This window comes from Streptomyces sp. NBC_00203, from assembly GCF_045206325.1.
GTDB classification, from domain to species: Bacteria; Actinomycetota; Actinomycetes; order Streptomycetales; family Streptomycetaceae; genus Streptomyces; species Streptomyces lutosisoli.
On sequence record NZ_CP108126.1, the window covers coordinates 174,175 to 189,362 of the forward strand.

The following is a 15,188-nucleotide window of genomic DNA, read 5'->3' on the forward strand; positions in this document are numbered from 1 at the left end:
CGGCGGAAGATCAAAATGGAACGGACAGACCAGCGTCGCGCAGACGAGCCAGAGCGACGGACACGCACTGCTGGACAGTCCTCCCGTCAGCTCGCATCCCATGCGCCAACGGCCCGCCGCTGGCGGCGAACGTCCAGGCCGGCGCGTTGTCAGCCAGCCTTTCGGCGTCCATCCTGATCATGGCGCTCACACCCTGTTCGCCCAGCCACTCCAGGATCAGGAGTGTCACGTCCTCGACGCCGCGCTCCTCATCGATCTTCGGCCAACGGCCTCGGTTCCCAGTCATCACTCCGACTCTATCGAGGTCCTGAAGGCGGTCGAGGGGCCCCAACCCGCAAGTTCAGAGAAGGGACGGGGGTGAGGTAGTTGCGGCGGAAGTAGCCGACCTGGCCCTCCACCCCGCCCTTCTCGTGGGCCCCGCGCAGTCCCGGCTCGCAGTAGAACGCGGTGAACCCGATCTTCCGTGGGTTCAGGAAATCTGAAGGCTCCGTAGCGCGAACTCAGGGGCTCGAAGGGGACTCTGCTGCGTGAAAGGGGCCGGTTGCCACAGCGGAGAACGGGTAGTGGCCGACGGACCTGGATCCGGCTCAGGTGGAGAAAGGCCGGGCGCCGGCCCATGACCGCGATCCGGTGGCATCTGCGGGAGACTGTGGGGTGCCTACTTCCAGATCGCTTGCAGCCTCTGATGAGATACGTGCGTATCTCATTGATCAGTTGAATCTCGCCCTGCGACGTCCCGGAATGTTTGGGAAGGAGTCGGAGCTGGCCTTGCGCATGCTGATGGACCACTTGCTGTTCACGGAGTGCCAGCCCGAGGCTTTGGCCGAGCAACAGCGCGTCTGGGAAGAGCGCGGCGCCTGGTCCAGCACCGGCGTCGCGGGCGTGTTCCGCGATCTGATCCCGGAGCGCTATTACGAGTACGGCATTGCCTCGGTGTATGCCGAGTTCGCGCACCGCCGCGGCTGGCTCAAGCCCGACCGCGTACTGGACTCTGACGAACACGCAGTCCTGCAGGGTGCGGTCCGCCAGTGGGCAGGCGAGGACCGCGTGTGGACGGACGTTGTCGACGAGTTCGGCACCCCGTCCATGCTGTTCGGCGGCAAGAACCCCTACTACGGCAAGACCCTCGGCTACCTGACTGAGAACCCGGAGGAACCGATGGTGTCCTTCCATCTCTGGAACGGCAGCACTCCGGGAGCCGAGCAATCATGGCCACCTGAGCACGAAGAACCCCTCCTGCTTGCAGTGCGCTTCGGAACGGGGCCCTTCCGCCAGACGTTCACCTTCACCCCGCAGGGCCGGCGACGGCTCACTGTGGAGTAAAAACTCGAAGCCAGCGGGTGCTCGGTGCCTGCCCTCGCGCAACTCGGCGGGAAGGGCCTGTTCATCAAGGCCATCGACGAGCAGCTGCAGCGGGGCGACATCGACATGGCGATCCACTGCCTCAAGGACGTGCCCGGCGACATTCCACTGCCCAGGGGCCTCGTGTTCGCCGCAATGCCGCCGCGCGGCGACGTGCACGACGTTCTGGTCGTCCCCGAGGGCTCCGACGTGAAGACACTCGACGACCTCCCGCCCGGCGCGCTGATCGGCTCCTCGTCCGCGCGCCGCAAGGCACAGATCAACTGCGTCCGGCCAGATCTTCAGGTCGTCCGCGTACTCGGCACCGTCGGCACCCGCATCGACAAGCTCGACGGCAAGAAGCCGACGGACACCAGGCTCGGCGCCATGGTGCTCGCCGCATCCGGCCTGGAGCGCCTCGGCCTGAAGGACCGGGCCCGGCAGGTGTTCAGCGTCGACGAGATCCTCCCCGCAGTCGGTGCCGGAACCCTCGCCCTGGAGTGCCGCCAGGCCGACACCGAGACGACCAAGCTCCTGGTCCGCCTCAACCACGAGCGCACGCAGGCCGAGGCAACCGCCGAGCGGGTCATGCTGCACGGGCTTCGCGGACACTGCAACAGCCCGATCGCCGGATACTGCGTCACCGACCCCGACGGACAGCTCAACCTCCGCGGCATGGTGTTCTCGCGCGACGGCTCCACATTCGTCCACGCCCATATCTGGGGCGAGCGCCTCAACGACCCGGCCGTGATCGGCTCCCGCGTCTGTTCAGAGCTGCTCCGCCAGGGCGCCCGCGACATCATCGAGGGGATCCCTCACTAACGGGGCTGATCCCCTTTCCAACCCTCAGCTTGAGCAGGTCACGTGGAGGGTGAGGACGGTCTGACCGAGTGCGGTGATGCGGGTGGTGCCGCACCGCTTTGTGGGCGGGGAAATCGGTCGCGCACCGCGAGGTGAGCCGTTACCTTCCGCCTGAGCGCAGTGAGGTACGAGAGGCGACGACGAAGGGGGTCAAGTATGGAAAAGACCGAGGGCGCGCGGACCGACCGTTTGGGCTTGCTGCTCGGCCAGTTCGACCACGCCAGGGAAATGGCCCAGGTGCGGCTGACGGGGCTCGGCGACGAGGAGTACCTGTGGGAGCCGGTGCCCGGTTGCTGGTCCATCCGGCGCCGGGGCGAGGCGGTGACGCCCAGGGCGTTCGGGCCGGGTGAGTGGGTGCTCGACCTGGGCGCCGCGGACATCCCGGCAAGCGAGTACGCCGAGGTGGCCCGGCAAGCCGCCGACGGCATGACCGTCGCCAAGATCGCCGATGACTGGAGCGTGAGTGTCGAGCGGGTCGAGCAGATCCTCGCCCGCACCGGCGCCCCGGAGCCCGACGCGACGCCGATCACGACCATCGCGTGGCGGCTGGGACACCTGCACTTCCAGTTCGCGGGCGCATGGGAGTGGACCTTCGGCGAGCGGCGGCAGGATCCGAAGCTGATGGTCGACTTCGCCCCCTCCGCCGCCTTGACTCTCGACCGGTTCTGGGCGGTGATCGACCGCTGGCGCGAGAGCGTCGCCACCGTCACCGAGAAGCAGCTCGACACGGTCGGCTTCTCGCAGTACCCGTACAGCAACGACCGCGACTATCCGTACGTCGGCGTGCTGTCGTCGACCAGCCTCGAATTCATCCACCACATGGCCGAGATCGCGTTGCTCCGCGACCTGTGGAGGGCCCGCTTCACCACCGACGGATAGGCCCGGCCGCGCCGCGAGGGTGTTCCACGGCGGGCGATTTCGGTCCACACGCCGGTGAACGGTCTGTCACCTGCCGTGTGGGCCTGCCGGTCGGGCTGACGGCTCGTGTACTGGTCCGCCCCTCCGGCACCGGCGTGTCCCGCTCCGCCCTGCGTTTACTGCCCGCCGGCCTGCGGGTCCGTCACCACGGCCGCGGCACCCGACGGCGCCAGCTGCCGCTGGCCGCCAGGCCCCGCTCGGCGCCGGTAGGCGCCGGTAGGCCTGGATGCCTGCGGCTGGCTGACGTCTGCTCATCCGCGTTCGGTGGCTGAGGTGTTGGCTGCCCGGGGCGCGATGGCGTGGCGGTGGCTGCCGCCGGCCGTGGGGTCCACTTCGGTCGGAGCGCCTTCCGACCGGGTTCACGGTCAGGGCTGTCGGGGCGGGGTGCCTCAATCGTTCTTCGTCACGCGTGTAGTCAGGTCTGGCCCAAGCTTCGATCTTCTTCGCGGGGCATGAGACTGTCTGGTCGTGCCAGAGATGATGGGTGGGTTGGAGGCGGCCTTGGCTGAGGCGTCGTCTCCTTCGTGGACGCAACGTGCTCGCGCTGGGCGTGACCTTGCTTCCTTCGCTGATGTTCCTGAAGCTGCCGAAGTGCTGGTGGGGCTGCTGCTGGATGTCGAGGACACTGCGGTGACGCGACAGACGGCAGAGGCCCTGGCCCGAGAGGGGACGGCGGCCGCCGTGAGGCTCATCGCTCTCGCGGTTGTCGAAGCTGACGGCAACCAGGCTGACTGGCTGCAGACCGGGGTGCATGACGCGCTCGCGGGACCGGACGGTGTGCCGGATGTCGCAGCGGCCTGCGGGAAGCTCGCCCAGGACCAGGAAGAAGCTGCCCGGCGGGGTGCCGCGCAAATCTCGGCGTGGACAGACGACACAAGGTGTTGACCTGAACCGACCTGCCCGTGGGCTGGTTCATGCAACCGCCGCTTGGGGGAGGCGGGGTTGGGTGTAGCTCTCCTGTAGGGACCTGAGCGGACGGGCTGTGATGTCGTCCGCGCTCCTGCTTAAAGGCCGTCTATCGAGTGCAGTTGGGCGAACTCGTCGGCGAGCATGCCCATCATGAGGAGGTCGCGGTGGTGGCCAGCGAGGAAGACGTGGTCGCGCAGGCGGCCTTCCTCGACGAACCCGAGCCGTCGATGAAGCTCCAGCGATGCCGCGTTGTGGGCGAAGATCCGTGCTTCGCACTTGTGATAGCGCCGCTCGGCGAACATGAAGCGCAACAGCAGCACGACGGCTTCTGCCGCATAGCCTTTGCGGCGGTGCTCAGCGCCGATCGTGACGCCGTACTCGAACCAGCCCATCCGTGGGTCGGCATGGTGCGAGCCGACAGCACCGACCACTTCCCCTGTTTCGACGGATTCGATGGCCAACCCGAAGCAGTCGCCGTCGGACTTGGAGGTGGCCTGTTCCTTCGCCCAGCCACGGAAGCTCTCTGCGGATCGGGGCGGATTCAGCAGGTCACCCATCCGCTCCTCGTCCTCGGCGAACTGCATGAACGCCGTCCAGTCGTCAGGCTCGATACCGCGCAGACGTATCCGTTTGCCGTTCCAGAATGAGGTCATCCCCTATTGGATCAAGACGCGGCGTCTCGTGTCCATGCTCGGCGAAGTGCGGTATGAATCAGGCGGTGAGGGCGTATCTTCCCTGGTCGCAGGACGGGTAGAGGCCTCCGTGTTCCTGCGTGAGGTGGTACTGCCAGTACGTTGAAAGGTCGCCGTTGGCGGTGACGGCGCGGAGTTTCAGGACGGCCTCGGCGCCGTCGCGTCCCCAGCGGGCCCCGCTGATATCGAGGCGGTCGGCGATCAGATGCCTTGTGAACCCGCCGCGCGACCGGCTCAGGCCCTCGCCTCCACCAGACGGGCAGGCTCGCGGTCGCGCTGTCACGCGGTTTCGGTCCGGTGACCGGCGTCGTCTGCCTCCTTTGGCGCAGGAGCCGGCGGCGGAGCAGTGCGGGCGGCCGCATGCTGATGCACCCGCACGACGGTCGAGTTCACCGTGGTCTCCCGATCGATCCCGCCTGCGGCGTCCGCCGTGGCCTGGTCCTGCTGGAGCAGACCCTCCCACGGGCCGTCGGCCCACCGTAGCCGGCGGCGTTCTCTCAAAGACCTGCAGAACCTGCACGACCGCCGGGCCGGGGCGAGGCCGCCGGGGCGCTCACCGCACAGGCTGTCCGCATGACTGTCAGCGGTGCCGGCGGGCCGGTGTGGCCGGGAAACGCCGGAGCACGCCCGGTGCCCTTCGATCCTCCTCGAAGTGTTGGTCTGGGCTGTATGCGCGGGGCGACGATCGTGCGGATCGAACAGTGGGCGAACGAAAGGGGCATCATCATGGGATTCCGCAAGAGCGCGGCACTCGTCATGGCATCCGTGGCGCTGGCCACCGGCGCTCTCGCCGATCCTGCCTGGTCCGCGCCGGCGGGCGGGAGCGACAATGCGCAGGCGACCGTCGAAGGAGTGGACGGCGTGCCGGCACGGGGCGATGGCGGCGACTGCGCCTACGGACGGCTCTGCCTCTACACCCAGCCGAACTTCAAGGGAACCCGCTTCGACCTCTACGTCTGCGGGGACTACCGGCTGGCCCAGTGGAACGGCTACGGATCAGCGTGGAACAACCAGACGGTGGGAACGGTCGCCGCGTTCAAGAACAGCACCTTCACCGTCATCGGCAGCATTCCGGGCCGCGAGGTGAACGGGACGATCCACGGATACTCCAGCTACAACTTCTCACCGGTCTGGTACGCGTACAACTGCTGACCGAAGTCGGGGTTTCGGGGTCGGGGTCGGGGTCGGGGTCGGGGTCGGGGTCGGGGTCGGGAGCAACGTCCGGGACCTGTGGAGCGGCGCCAGTACTCCGGCCGTAGATCGTGATGCTGCCGGTCAGGGCCTGTGTGCAGAGGGCTGCGGCCACCGTCCGCGCACATGATCTGCCCGTCGGCGGTGGGTGTGCAGGGTGTCATCCGGCACGGTGACGGCATGGCCGGTGAGGTGGACGCGGTCTCCGTGTACGGCGGTGCGGACCAGGCCGGTGCGCGCGGATGTCTGGAGGCCGGTGAGCATGTTGCGGCCGGCCATGTCGCGCTGGCCAGTACGGGGCAAGGAATGTGTGGGCGCTGCCCGTGGCCGGGTCCTCCAGGATGCCTCTAGTGGGCGCGGAGAAGCGGGAGACGAAGTCGTGGTGCGGGCCGGTCCCGTCCGCTGCAGCGGTGACGATGCCGCGCAGGCCCTGGCGGTTCGTCAGGGCTGCCACCGCGCCCGGGCCGGGAGTCACGGCCCGGACGGCGGCCTCGCCGGGCAGGATCGTCAGCAGATCACCGAGCCCTCCGCAACGGAAGGCGGCCCCGGGCGCGATTCCCGGCGCCCCGGACAGCCCCTGCGGAACGGGTCTTTCGTGCAGGGCGCGGCCGGGAAGTCCACCGTGACGGCGCCTTCCTCGCCGGCGTGCGTGACAAGGACGCCGTGCCACCGGCTCATGAACCGCACCGTGCCTTCGCCATGGAATCCCCGCTAGGCGCTTCCGGCAGCGAGACCTGTTCGGCGATGGAGAGCGCGGCGTGGTGGGGAAGCATCACCCCGCCCGAGCCGAACCGGAGCTGCTCTGTGCCGGCCGCCAGATACGGGATGATCACCCCCGGAACGGTCGCGGCCGAGTGGGCATGTTGTGGTGCTCGGCGACCCAGTAGCGCATGTAGGCGAGGTGGTCTGCCTCCTGTGCCAACTGAGCAGTGTCGTCCGGGAGGCGCTGGTGGTCTTCCGTACGCTCTGGCCGGACGGTGAGGAAGCTGCGCGAGGGTCCGCTTCCGGTGAGCCGCCGTGGACGATCGCGGGGCGTCTCTCGGATACCGGACACAGCACTGGATGAAGGCAGGTGATTGAGCGTCAAACGCCGTTGTCAGTGCCTCCCCATAGAGTGAACACATCACTCGGGGATCCTCGGAGGGGGAGCAGAAACATGTCCGCAAACAAGATCCAGCACAAGGTGAATCACGTCGCGCTGGTAGTGGACTGTTCGGGTTCCATGCGTCCGCACCAGAGTCAACTCATTCGCGTTGTGGACGAGTTCGTGGCGGGGCTGAAGGCTGAATCGGACAGCCTCGGCCACGAGACCCGGATCAGTCTTTATTCCTTCGACCACAAGGTGGAGAACCTGGTCTGGGACATGGATGTGAAGCATCTGCCGTCCATGCGGGGGCTTTATCGGGTCAACAATGGCGCTACGGCCCTCATTGAGGCTTCTCTGAAGTCTCTGGACGACCTGGAGCATATCTGGGAGGAATACGGCGAGCACAGCTTCCTCCAGATCGTGGTGACGGACGGCGAGGAGAACGCGTCCGGCGGCGACCGGCGGCACGACGGCGACATGGCCATCCTCGGCCCCTGGCTCGACAGGATCACGGCGAAGATGAACGGGCTTTTGGGCCACTGGACTTCTGCGATCCTCGTTCCGAACTCCCTGGCCAAGCGGACCGCCCAGAACTACGGTTTCCCGGCCGGGAACATCGCCATCTGGGATGCGGATTCCCAGAAGGGCGTCGAGGAGGCGATCGGCACCGTGCGCGCTGCCGCCACCAGCTTCCTCCGCGGGCGGGAGCAGGGGGTGCGCGGCACGAAGAACCTCTTCGCCGTCGGCCAGGACATATCGGTTGACGAGGTGCGGGCGAACCTCGAACCGATTCCGGCCGACAAGTACCGGATCCTGAAAGTCGACAAGGAAGTCGAGATCCGACCCTTCGTCAACTCACATCCGGGCGTGACGTACGAACGTGGTTCGTGCTATTACCAGCTGGGCGCCCGGGCTCAGGTGCAGCAGAACAAGGAAGTCATCGTGGTCGAGAAAGACACCGACCGCGCCTACACGGGCGACGCGGCGCGCAGCCTTCTGTTCGGTACCGGAATCCAGGGGACCGTCTCCGTGAAGGCGGGGAACAACCCCAAGTTGGAGGTGTACGTACAGAGTCGTTCGGTGAACAGGAAGCTCAAGCCGAACACCCGTCTGCTCATCATGCTCTGAAATCAAGGAGCGAAGAGCGGGTGGCCCGGGAGCAGTCCGCTCCTATAACTCAGCTCCGCCATGAGCAACAGATGTCGCCCCGTGCGGTCACCGGCGGCACAGGCCGGCGCGAAGGCCGCGGGTTTGTTCACAGAAGACATTGACGGCGGCGCCTGTACCGCATCCTGACGAAGTGGGTGGCCCCGGCGACCGCACCAGCCCAAAGCGGCAGGCACATTGGGCACGTTCGGCGGCTCTGTCGCTGATCACGTGACGGAGCCGATGAACGTGCCCAGGCCGGTGGGCTGAACCAGTCCAGGCTGGTGGGCTGAACTGGTCCAGTGCGACCCTGCTCGCATGAGCCTCGACGACAACGACTACTGGCAGCGCTGGATAGCGAGGTTGCTGGCCATCCTTGCTGCTGATCCTTCTGATCAGCTGGCCTGGGCCAGCGAGCACCAAGTGAGGACTGCCGCCGTCGCCAACGACGCCGCGTTCATCCTGCATCTGGCCGAAGGGATGGCGGAGCGGGGAACTCTCGAACCCCAAGCCCTCCAGGACCTCAAGTCCATCGACCGGTTCTTCAGCGAGATGGACGTCCGCGGTCGCCCCGGCCGGTGGGCCGATGCACTGACTGCCGACACGGCCTGGAGTGAGGTACGAATTCTGGCCCGCCGGATCCTCGTCGCCCGGCTGGGCGAATGGCGTCTGCCACTGCCACACCGCGTTCCGCCTCAGCACATCTATGACTGAGCACGTTCATCGGCTCTGTCGCTCATCACGGGAGGGAACCAGTCAGGCCCTGGTCAGAATGCGTCTACGGAGGAGATCGAAGTCGGCGCGGCCGTAGCCCATCCGCTTGATCAGCTTCGCTCTGGTGTCGCGCCCCTCGACCTGGCCTGAGCTCCATGTCGAGGTCAGGCCGGCGACGACGGCGTCGCGGTCGTGCAGAAGTCCCCCGGCATACTGTTGCCGTGCCGGCAGGCCGCCCTGACAGACAGCCTCGATCCACCGAGGCAGCCGGTCCCCACGCAGACCGTGCATCATGGCACCGAAACTGCGGACGTGCCGAACAGCGGCCTCCGACCCAAGGCAAGCTGCCTGCATTTCTTTCAGCCCGAGAGACTGCTCAGGCCGCAGCACGCACCGGATCGGTCATGATCCGTCCGGACGCTCTGCGGGGCTGCGGAACCGGGCGGGCCGAAGGCGCGGGGACCAGGCCCTTCTTCCGCAGGTGCACGCAGCGGCCAGCCGTGTTGAGGATGCCGCGGTAGCCCTGATCACGAATCTCCCCGAAAAGCTGGGAAGCGTTGCGGCGGCCGGCGGCGAACTGCCGGTAGAGGCAGGGCTTGTAGTCATCCAGGACAGTGGTGCGGTGCATGGCCGGAGCCAGCAGCTCCTGCAGAGTCTGGGCGCGGGTGCAGCGGTGAGCGCTCTCGTACGCATATGGCCCTCGACCACGATCGTGGTCGAGGGCCATCCTCTTGCCTGCCAGGGGCCTTACGGCATGGGCCGGCGCCCGGCTGGGCTCAGCGCTTGGCCACGAAGACGTGTGCGGCGGCCTGCGTGGGGAGTTCTGCGGTCTCCCCGCCGCTGCTGACCATCACGCTGCCGGGCGAGGACGTCACCTTCACGACCGCGCCGGGCTGCACCCCGGCGTGCCGCAGGGTGTACATCAGTTGGGGGTCGGTCTGGATCAGCTCCCTGATGCGCCGTACGACCGCGCTCGCGCCGTTCGGCCCGGGCTCAAGGTCGCTGAGGCTGACCATGCTCTCGCCGGGGAACGGATCCAGGGTGCTCTTCCCGCCGAGTTCCTCCAGGCCCGGGATCGGGTTGCCGTAGGGCGACGTGGTCGGGTGCCGCAGCAGCTCGAGGACGCGGCGTTCGACGGCCTCGCTCAGCACGTGCTCCCAGCGGCAGGCTTCGGCGTGGGCCTGCTCCCACTCCAGCCCGATCACGTCGACTAGCAGGCACTCCGCGAGCCGGTGCCTGCGCATCACGCGCGTGGCGATCCGTCGTCCCTCCTGCGTCAGCTCCAGGTGCCGGTCGGCGGCGACGTGCAGCAGACCGATGCGCTCCATGCGGGCGACGGTCTGGCTGACGGTGGGGCCGCTCTGGTCCAGGCGCTCGGCGATGCGGGCGCGCAGGGGGACCACGCCTTCCTCCTCGAGCTCCAGGATCGTACGGAGATACCTCTCGGTGGTGTCGATGATTGGGGACATGCTGTTCGTCAGGCGGGGGTTTCGGCGGTGGCGGTCAGGACCGCGCGGCCGAGGATGTGGCCGGCCATGGTGAAGCCGAGGACGGCAGGGGTGGCGTCGGCCGGGACGCCGATGGACTCGGCATCGAGGGCGTGCACCACGACGAAGTAGCGGTGCGGGCCGTACCCGGCCGGCGGTGCGGCGCCGATGAAGCGGGCTGCGCGGGCGTCGTTGGGCAGTTGGAAGGCGCCCTCGGGCAGGCCCGAGCCGGTGTCGTCGCCGGCGCCCTCGGGCAGCTCGGTGACGGTGGCGGGGATGTCGGCGACCGCCCAGTGCCAGAACCCGGAGCCGGTGGGGGCGTCGGGGTCGTAGACGGTGACGGCGTAGCTCTTGGTGCCTTCCGGGGCGCCGCTCCAGGACAGCTGCGGGGAGACGTCCTTCCCGCCGGGGACGCCAGAGGAGTACTGCTCGGGCGACCAGGCGGCGCCGTCGGTGACGGTGGTGCTGGTAACGGTGAAGGAGGCCGCCTCGGGGAGGCGGGCGAAGGGGTCGTTGGCGCTCATCGCGTCGTTCCTTTCAGGCCGTGCTGTGGGGTGGCGGTGATGCGGCCGCCGGGGCCCACGGCGTCGTGTAGAGGCACCGCGACCGCCTTTCATCGGCCGCTGGATCGACGATAACACTAATAATCGATTATTCGCTGGATCGTCTATGCTGGGGGCATGACTCAGACGGCCCACACCTTGACCTCACCGGGGAAGCAGATGCTCTCCGAGCAGGTCTACGCACGCCTGCGGGACGCGATCATGCGCGGGGACTACGCCCCCGGTGACGCCCTCAAGCCGCAGGACCTCGCCAAGGAACAGGGCGTGAGCCTGGCCGTCGTGCGTGAGGCTCTCGTGCGGGTGGTCGGCGAGGGTCTCGCCGACCGGCTGCCCAACCGTGGCTTCGCCGTCCCGGCCTTCTCCGACCGTCGCTGGCAGGAGATCGCGGAGGCTCGCCGGGCCATCGAACCGGTCGTGCTGCGGATGTCCATCGAGCGCGGGGACGTCGACTGGGAGGCCCGCGTACGAGCGGCCCACCACCGTCTGCTCCGCACCCAGGCGTACGTGCCGGAGGAGGGCGAGTACTACAGCGGCGCATGGTCCGAAGCCCACCGGGTCTTCCACCGCACCCTGCTGGAGGGCTGCGGCAACCCCGTCCTGCTGGAGACCTTCGACCGGACGTGGACCGCGAGCGAACTGGCTCGCCGCTGGTCGGCGCACCAGCTCCCCGACCGGGACCACGTCGGTGAGCACCGCCGGCTGGAGGAGGCGGCGCTGGCCCGCGACGCCGACACCGCGGCCGAGGTACTGACCCAGCACCTCACCCAGACCGCGGCCGGACTGACCGGCTGCACCCACCGTGAACCCGCGAAGGAAGCCTGATACGCCTCGCAGACCCGGCCGCAGATCTGCACCTGATCACCGACACCGGAGCTGTGGACGTCGCCGGCGCTAGGCCGTTTCTGATGGCTCTTGGACGGTGTCGCGGAGCCAGATGACGATCGCCGTGGCTGCCAGAGTGCCGTTGAAGATGTAGTCGCGCTTGTCATACCGGGTGGCCACCGCGCGGAACTGCTTCCACTTGTTCACGCACCGCTCGACCGCGTTGCGTTGACGGTACTGAGCCTTGTCGAAGGCCGGGGGCCGGCCGCCGGAGCGTCCGCGGTGCCTGCGGTGGGCCCGCTGGTCATCGGGCTGCGCGATCGTGGCCTTGATGCCACGCCGTCGCAGGTAGGCGCGGTTGTCGCGGCTGGAGTACGCCTTGTCGCCGCGCACCCGGTCCGGCCGGCTGCGCGGGCGCCCTGGTCCGCGGCGCCGGATCCGTAAGCCGTTCAGCACCGGGACGAACATCGGGCAGTCACCCCGCTGGCCGGGCGAGGTCAGCCAGTGCAGCGGGCGGGCCCGGTCGTCGGAGAGCAGATGAACCTTGCTGGTCAGCCCGCCCCGCGAGCGCCCCAACGCCTCGCGCCCATCGGCCTCCTCACGCGCCCCGCCCCCTTTTGCGGGTAGTCGGCCGGGGGCTTTCGGGGCGCCCCGGCCGCGTGCTGATGCGCCCGGCAAGAGGTCGAGTCGATGTTCACGGCCCACTCCTGCTGCCGGACCAACTGGCCGGCGAGCGCCCCGTCCGGGTCACCGGCATCCGCCTCGATCTGCAACTCCTCAAGGACGGCCTGCCAGGTGCCGTCGGCCGACCAGCGGCGATGCCGCTCGTAGACGGTCTGCCAAGGGCCGTACCGCTCCGGCAGATCCGGCCAGGGCACGCCGGTCCGGGCCCGGAACAACACCCCGTTGATCACCTTGCGATGATCCGCCCACTGCCCGCCCGGTTTGCCGTTGCCGGGCAGGAGCGGCTCGATCTTCTGCCACTGCGCGTCCGTGAGCTCGTGTCGCCGCACCATAAGGGCGTCCTGCCCGGCAACCCACGAGATCCACCCAGCCCACCAAGAGCCATCAGAAACGGCCTAGTGCGATTCCGCCCGCCCAAACCACCGCACGACGAGTTCGAGGCGCTTGCCGAGGCCGAGGGCTGCACGCCTTCCAACGACCTCATCGAGGCCAAAGGACCGCCACATCCCCGCCCCGCGGCCACGCCTGGACACCCAACCGGCACCGTCCGCCGCCGGCATCGGTGTCACGCGCTCAGCATCCCCACGCCCGCCCCCGTCATCCGACGCCAGGACCGCCCGACGCCAGCCCCCACCGCAGAAAACGCAGGCACACACCAAAGAGAATTAACCCAATGAAACATATTGACTTACCGAGACATGGCTCCCGCTGGGTGGAAATCCCGCTCAGCTGTGGGGAGATTCCCGCGTGACCCTCCGTGTGCCCGACGGTGCCGGTCTGGCTGATTGGCCCCCCATACCGATGCATGCCAGCATGATCCTGCGTTGATGATCCCGGGCTGGGCATGGCGCGGCGGTACGGTGCGTCATGCCGTGAGCATCGGCCTTGCGGCCGGAGTCTTCTTCGGCGCATTCGTGCTCGCCGAGTCGGGATCGTGGGTAGGCGCGGCTCTGGCCGCCCTGTTCCTCAGCCCCTTCTACGGAATCAGGGTGGCCCGTCGGATGAACCGGGCCTGGCCCGGAGCCAGAGACCTGGACTCCGCCGACCGGACGGCGGTAGTCCGTGCTACCCGACGCGGTGAGAGCATCGGTGATGCCCGACTGGCGCCCGCCGTACTCGACTACGGCAGCGCGCTGCGGACAGCCCGGGAACAAGACCGAGTTTTCCGATGGGTGGTCCTGCTCTTCACCGCACTGTCTGTGGCCCTCGCACTGAGCGACACGTTCACGGGATCGACCCGGGACGCACTGGTGTCGTGGCTGGTGGTCGCGTTCCTCCTCGTGGAACTGACGTGGTGGCCCAGGAAGCAGTCTCACCTCATGTCCAACGCGGAGCGAGCGGAGAAGTCGGCCCGTGAGATCTTGCGACACAACACGCCCGGCGAATGAGACGAAGGAACCTCGATCCCTCGGCGCGCCGAGCAATATGGACTGGAGGACGGCCGCGGAAAGGCCGTGCCGTTCAAGGCTCAGGTCGCTCAGGCCTGCCGCCCGGACCAGAGGTGCGAGGACGTCGACGGTTTCGCGGGCTTCGCGGTACTGCTCGGCCGCGGCCACGTACGCGATGGCGCGCATGCTGTGGAACCGGCCGGCGAGGCGGACGGCCAGCACCGCCTCCTCACGCGTCGGCCGGGCAGCCGGCCCTGCGGCCTCAAAGGTGAGACCGCTCGACGGGATCGCGCCGGGTTCGGCGGCGTGGACGGCCGACACCAGTTGAGCGACGTCCTGGCCGAAGTACACGACCACACGGCCCGCAGGGCAGGGCAGGGTGTTGCGTCGACGTCGTGCACCAGGGCCCTGCAGACCACGGCCGGTGGCAACGCCGACGTCGGCGACGATCGCGGCGACGGCGAGACAGCGGGTGAAGCACGGGTCCGTGCTGTGGCGGGTCTGCCCCTCCTGCCAGAGGGCCGCCACGTCGTGAGCGTGCGCGATGAGCAAGACACCGGCGTGCGGGTGGTGCGCACGCACGACGGCCGCCAGGACGCCGTCCAGGCACGGGGCGGTGCCGTGGCACCTGCTCAGACGGGGCGCCAACCACCGCCGGACCTTCTCTTGCCACTCCCCCACCAGCGACCGACCAGGCGGCCGCCCAGCCCGGGACAGGCCGTTCACGGGCACGGCAGGCCCGCGCGAGCGCGTCGCGGGCCGGAGCCGTCCCCCAGATCATCGCCTCGACTACAACGAACCCGCGTGGAATCCACCGATGCCGCCGCTGTTCCAGTACGACCGAAGCGGCGAACCCTCCCACACGACCCGCGAGTTCCCACGCAACTGCCTCAACAAGATCCTCGACCCGACCGGCCCGACCGACACCGGCCGACACCCCCTGGACTTCGGCCCCCACGATTCCGGCGGATCATCATCACCGAGCCATCCGCAGCGAGCCGCCACCTCACATCGCACAGGTCCTCGCCGGACACACGGACGTCAACACCCCCATGGGCTACCACGCGATCCACCCGGCAGCAGCCGTCGAAGCCCACCACCGCCGGTGAGGCGGACCATGGCGACGGCGACAGCCAAGCATCGGTTGACCTCTTCAGCGAGCCGGGGGCCCAAGCGGAAGGACCGGGACAGGACGAACCGGGTGCCGTCCAAGCCGACAAAGTGTTCCGGGGCGAGCACGAGATCCACCAGCGTCCCCACCGGCCCGTCCCTACGCAGCAGGGCATCACATCACTCGAACAGCGCGTCGCCTCACCCGGTCCGACACACGCACAACTGCGCCCAGAAGCATCACACTTCCGCGAAGACGTCCCGCCGCACGCTCC

The 15,188-nt window shown here is 68.3% G+C and carries 18 protein-coding genes and 2 pseudogenes; 9 read left to right on the forward strand and 11 right to left on the reverse strand.

Going from position 1 to position 15,188, the window contains the following annotated elements; genetic code table 11:
• Window positions 1–10: 10 nt before the first annotated feature.
• A complete protein-coding gene (locus tag OG975_RS00875; protein WP_384943202.1) occupies window positions 11–286 on the reverse strand; it encodes a hypothetical protein in 276 nt (91 codons plus the stop codon).
• A 428-nt stretch (window positions 287–714) separates the two neighbouring features.
• Here OG975_RS00875 and OG975_RS00880 point away from each other — a divergent pair, with 428 nt between their 5' ends.
• The 4 genes from OG975_RS00880 to OG975_RS00895 all read left to right on the forward strand — a co-directional run bounded on the left by OG975_RS00880 (window position 715) and on the right by OG975_RS00895 (window position 4,005).
• Complete coding sequence (locus OG975_RS00880) at window positions 715–1,323, forward strand: hypothetical protein (RefSeq protein ID WP_406326674.1); 609 nt, start codon at window positions 715–717, stop codon at window positions 1,321–1,323.
• Window positions 1,324–1,347: 24 nt separating this feature from the next.
• The gene (hemC, locus tag OG975_RS00885; RefSeq protein ID WP_406326676.1) at window positions 1,348–2,163 is read left to right on the forward strand and encodes a hydroxymethylbilane synthase; all 816 of its coding nucleotides are present in this window, start codon (window positions 1,348–1,350) and stop codon (window positions 2,161–2,163) included.
• A gap of 195 nt (window positions 2,164–2,358) precedes the next feature.
• Entirely contained in the window at window positions 2,359–3,081 is a 723-nt protein-coding gene (locus OG975_RS00890) for a DinB family protein (RefSeq protein WP_406326678.1), read from the forward strand.
• 516 nt (window positions 3,082–3,597) lie between these two features.
• Window positions 3,598–4,005 (forward strand): hypothetical protein, encoded by a 408-nt coding sequence (locus tag OG975_RS00895; RefSeq protein WP_406336103.1) that lies wholly within the window; start codon window positions 3,598–3,600, stop codon window positions 4,003–4,005.
• Between the two features lie 119 nt (window positions 4,006–4,124).
• Here OG975_RS00895 and OG975_RS00900 read toward each other — a convergent pair whose 3' ends face one another.
• Both OG975_RS00900 and OG975_RS00905 read right to left on the reverse strand, forming a co-directional pair.
• The gene (locus OG975_RS00900; RefSeq protein WP_406326680.1) at window positions 4,125–4,682 is read right to left on the reverse strand and encodes a GNAT family N-acetyltransferase; all 558 of its coding nucleotides are present in this window, start codon (window positions 4,680–4,682) and stop codon (window positions 4,125–4,127) included.
• 58 nt (window positions 4,683–4,740) lie between these two features.
• Window positions 4,741–4,941: pseudogene (locus OG975_RS00905) on the reverse strand (ISKra4 family transposase); the annotation flags it as partial.
• A 506-nt stretch (window positions 4,942–5,447) separates the two neighbouring features.
• On the opposite strand from OG975_RS00905, the gene OG975_RS00910 reads away from it, so the two are divergent.
• Complete coding sequence (locus OG975_RS00910) at window positions 5,448–5,873, forward strand: peptidase inhibitor family I36 protein (protein ID WP_330301603.1); 426 nt, start codon at window positions 5,448–5,450, stop codon at window positions 5,871–5,873.
• A 123-nt stretch (window positions 5,874–5,996) separates the two neighbouring features.
• Here OG975_RS00910 and OG975_RS00915 read toward each other — a convergent pair whose 3' ends face one another.
• The 3 genes and pseudogenes from OG975_RS00915 to OG975_RS00925 form a co-directional block, all read right to left on the reverse strand.
• Entirely contained in the window at window positions 5,997–6,215 is a 219-nt protein-coding gene (locus OG975_RS00915) for a hypothetical protein (RefSeq protein WP_406336777.1), read from the reverse strand.
• Between the two features lie 28 nt (window positions 6,216–6,243).
• A pseudogene (locus tag OG975_RS00920) lies at window positions 6,244–6,582 on the reverse strand (hypothetical protein); the annotation flags it as partial.
• A gap of 4 nt (window positions 6,583–6,586) precedes the next feature.
• Window positions 6,587–6,745, reverse strand: a complete 159-nt coding sequence (locus OG975_RS00925; protein ID WP_406326683.1) for a hypothetical protein — start codon at window positions 6,743–6,745, stop codon at window positions 6,587–6,589.
• Between the two features lie 323 nt (window positions 6,746–7,068).
• On the opposite strand from OG975_RS00925, the gene OG975_RS00930 reads away from it, so the two are divergent.
• Together OG975_RS00930 and OG975_RS00935 are read left to right on the forward strand one after the other, a co-directional pair.
• Entirely contained in the window at window positions 7,069–8,127 is a 1,059-nt protein-coding gene (locus tag OG975_RS00930; RefSeq protein WP_406326685.1) for a VWA domain-containing protein, read from the forward strand.
• 336 nt (window positions 8,128–8,463) lie between these two features.
• A complete protein-coding gene (locus OG975_RS00935) occupies window positions 8,464–8,859 on the forward strand; it encodes a hypothetical protein (protein ID WP_406326687.1) in 396 nt (131 codons plus the stop codon).
• Between the two features lie 42 nt (window positions 8,860–8,901).
• On the opposite strand, the gene OG975_RS00940 is transcribed toward OG975_RS00935, so the two are convergent.
• The 4 genes from OG975_RS00940 to OG975_RS00955 all read right to left on the reverse strand — a co-directional run bounded on the left by OG975_RS00940 (window position 8,902) and on the right by OG975_RS00955 (window position 10,870).
• Window positions 8,902–9,153, reverse strand: coding sequence for a transposase (locus OG975_RS00940; RefSeq protein ID WP_406326689.1), 252 nt, complete (start codon window positions 9,151–9,153; stop codon window positions 8,902–8,904).
• A gap of 82 nt (window positions 9,154–9,235) precedes the next feature.
• Window positions 9,236–9,487, reverse strand: a complete 252-nt coding sequence (locus tag OG975_RS00945) for a hypothetical protein (protein WP_406326690.1) — start codon at window positions 9,485–9,487, stop codon at window positions 9,236–9,238.
• Between the two features lie 148 nt (window positions 9,488–9,635).
• Entirely contained in the window at window positions 9,636–10,328 is a 693-nt protein-coding gene (locus OG975_RS00950; protein WP_406326691.1) for a metal-dependent transcriptional regulator, read from the reverse strand.
• A gap of 8 nt (window positions 10,329–10,336) precedes the next feature.
• The gene (locus OG975_RS00955; RefSeq protein ID WP_406326692.1) at window positions 10,337–10,870 is read right to left on the reverse strand and encodes a YbhB/YbcL family Raf kinase inhibitor-like protein; all 534 of its coding nucleotides are present in this window, start codon (window positions 10,868–10,870) and stop codon (window positions 10,337–10,339) included.
• Between the two features lie 156 nt (window positions 10,871–11,026).
• Between OG975_RS00955 and OG975_RS00960 the strand changes: the two genes are divergently transcribed.
• A complete protein-coding gene (locus OG975_RS00960) occupies window positions 11,027–11,731 on the forward strand; it encodes a GntR family transcriptional regulator (RefSeq protein ID WP_406326693.1) in 705 nt (234 codons plus the stop codon).
• A 69-nt stretch (window positions 11,732–11,800) separates the two neighbouring features.
• Here OG975_RS00960 and OG975_RS00965 read toward each other — a convergent pair.
• Window positions 11,801–12,747 (reverse strand): IS5 family transposase gene (locus tag OG975_RS00965; protein WP_406326694.1). Its coding sequence is split into 2 segments (ribosomal slippage): window positions 11,801–12,313 and window positions 12,316–12,747, totalling 945 coding nucleotides; the frame shifts between segments, so codons are not numbered across the junction.
• 540 nt (window positions 12,748–13,287) lie between these two features.
• Here OG975_RS00965 and OG975_RS00970 point away from each other — a divergent pair.
• A complete protein-coding gene (locus tag OG975_RS00970; protein ID WP_406326696.1) occupies window positions 13,288–13,803 on the forward strand; it encodes a hypothetical protein in 516 nt (171 codons plus the stop codon).
• Window positions 13,804–15,188 lie beyond the last annotated feature (1,385 nt).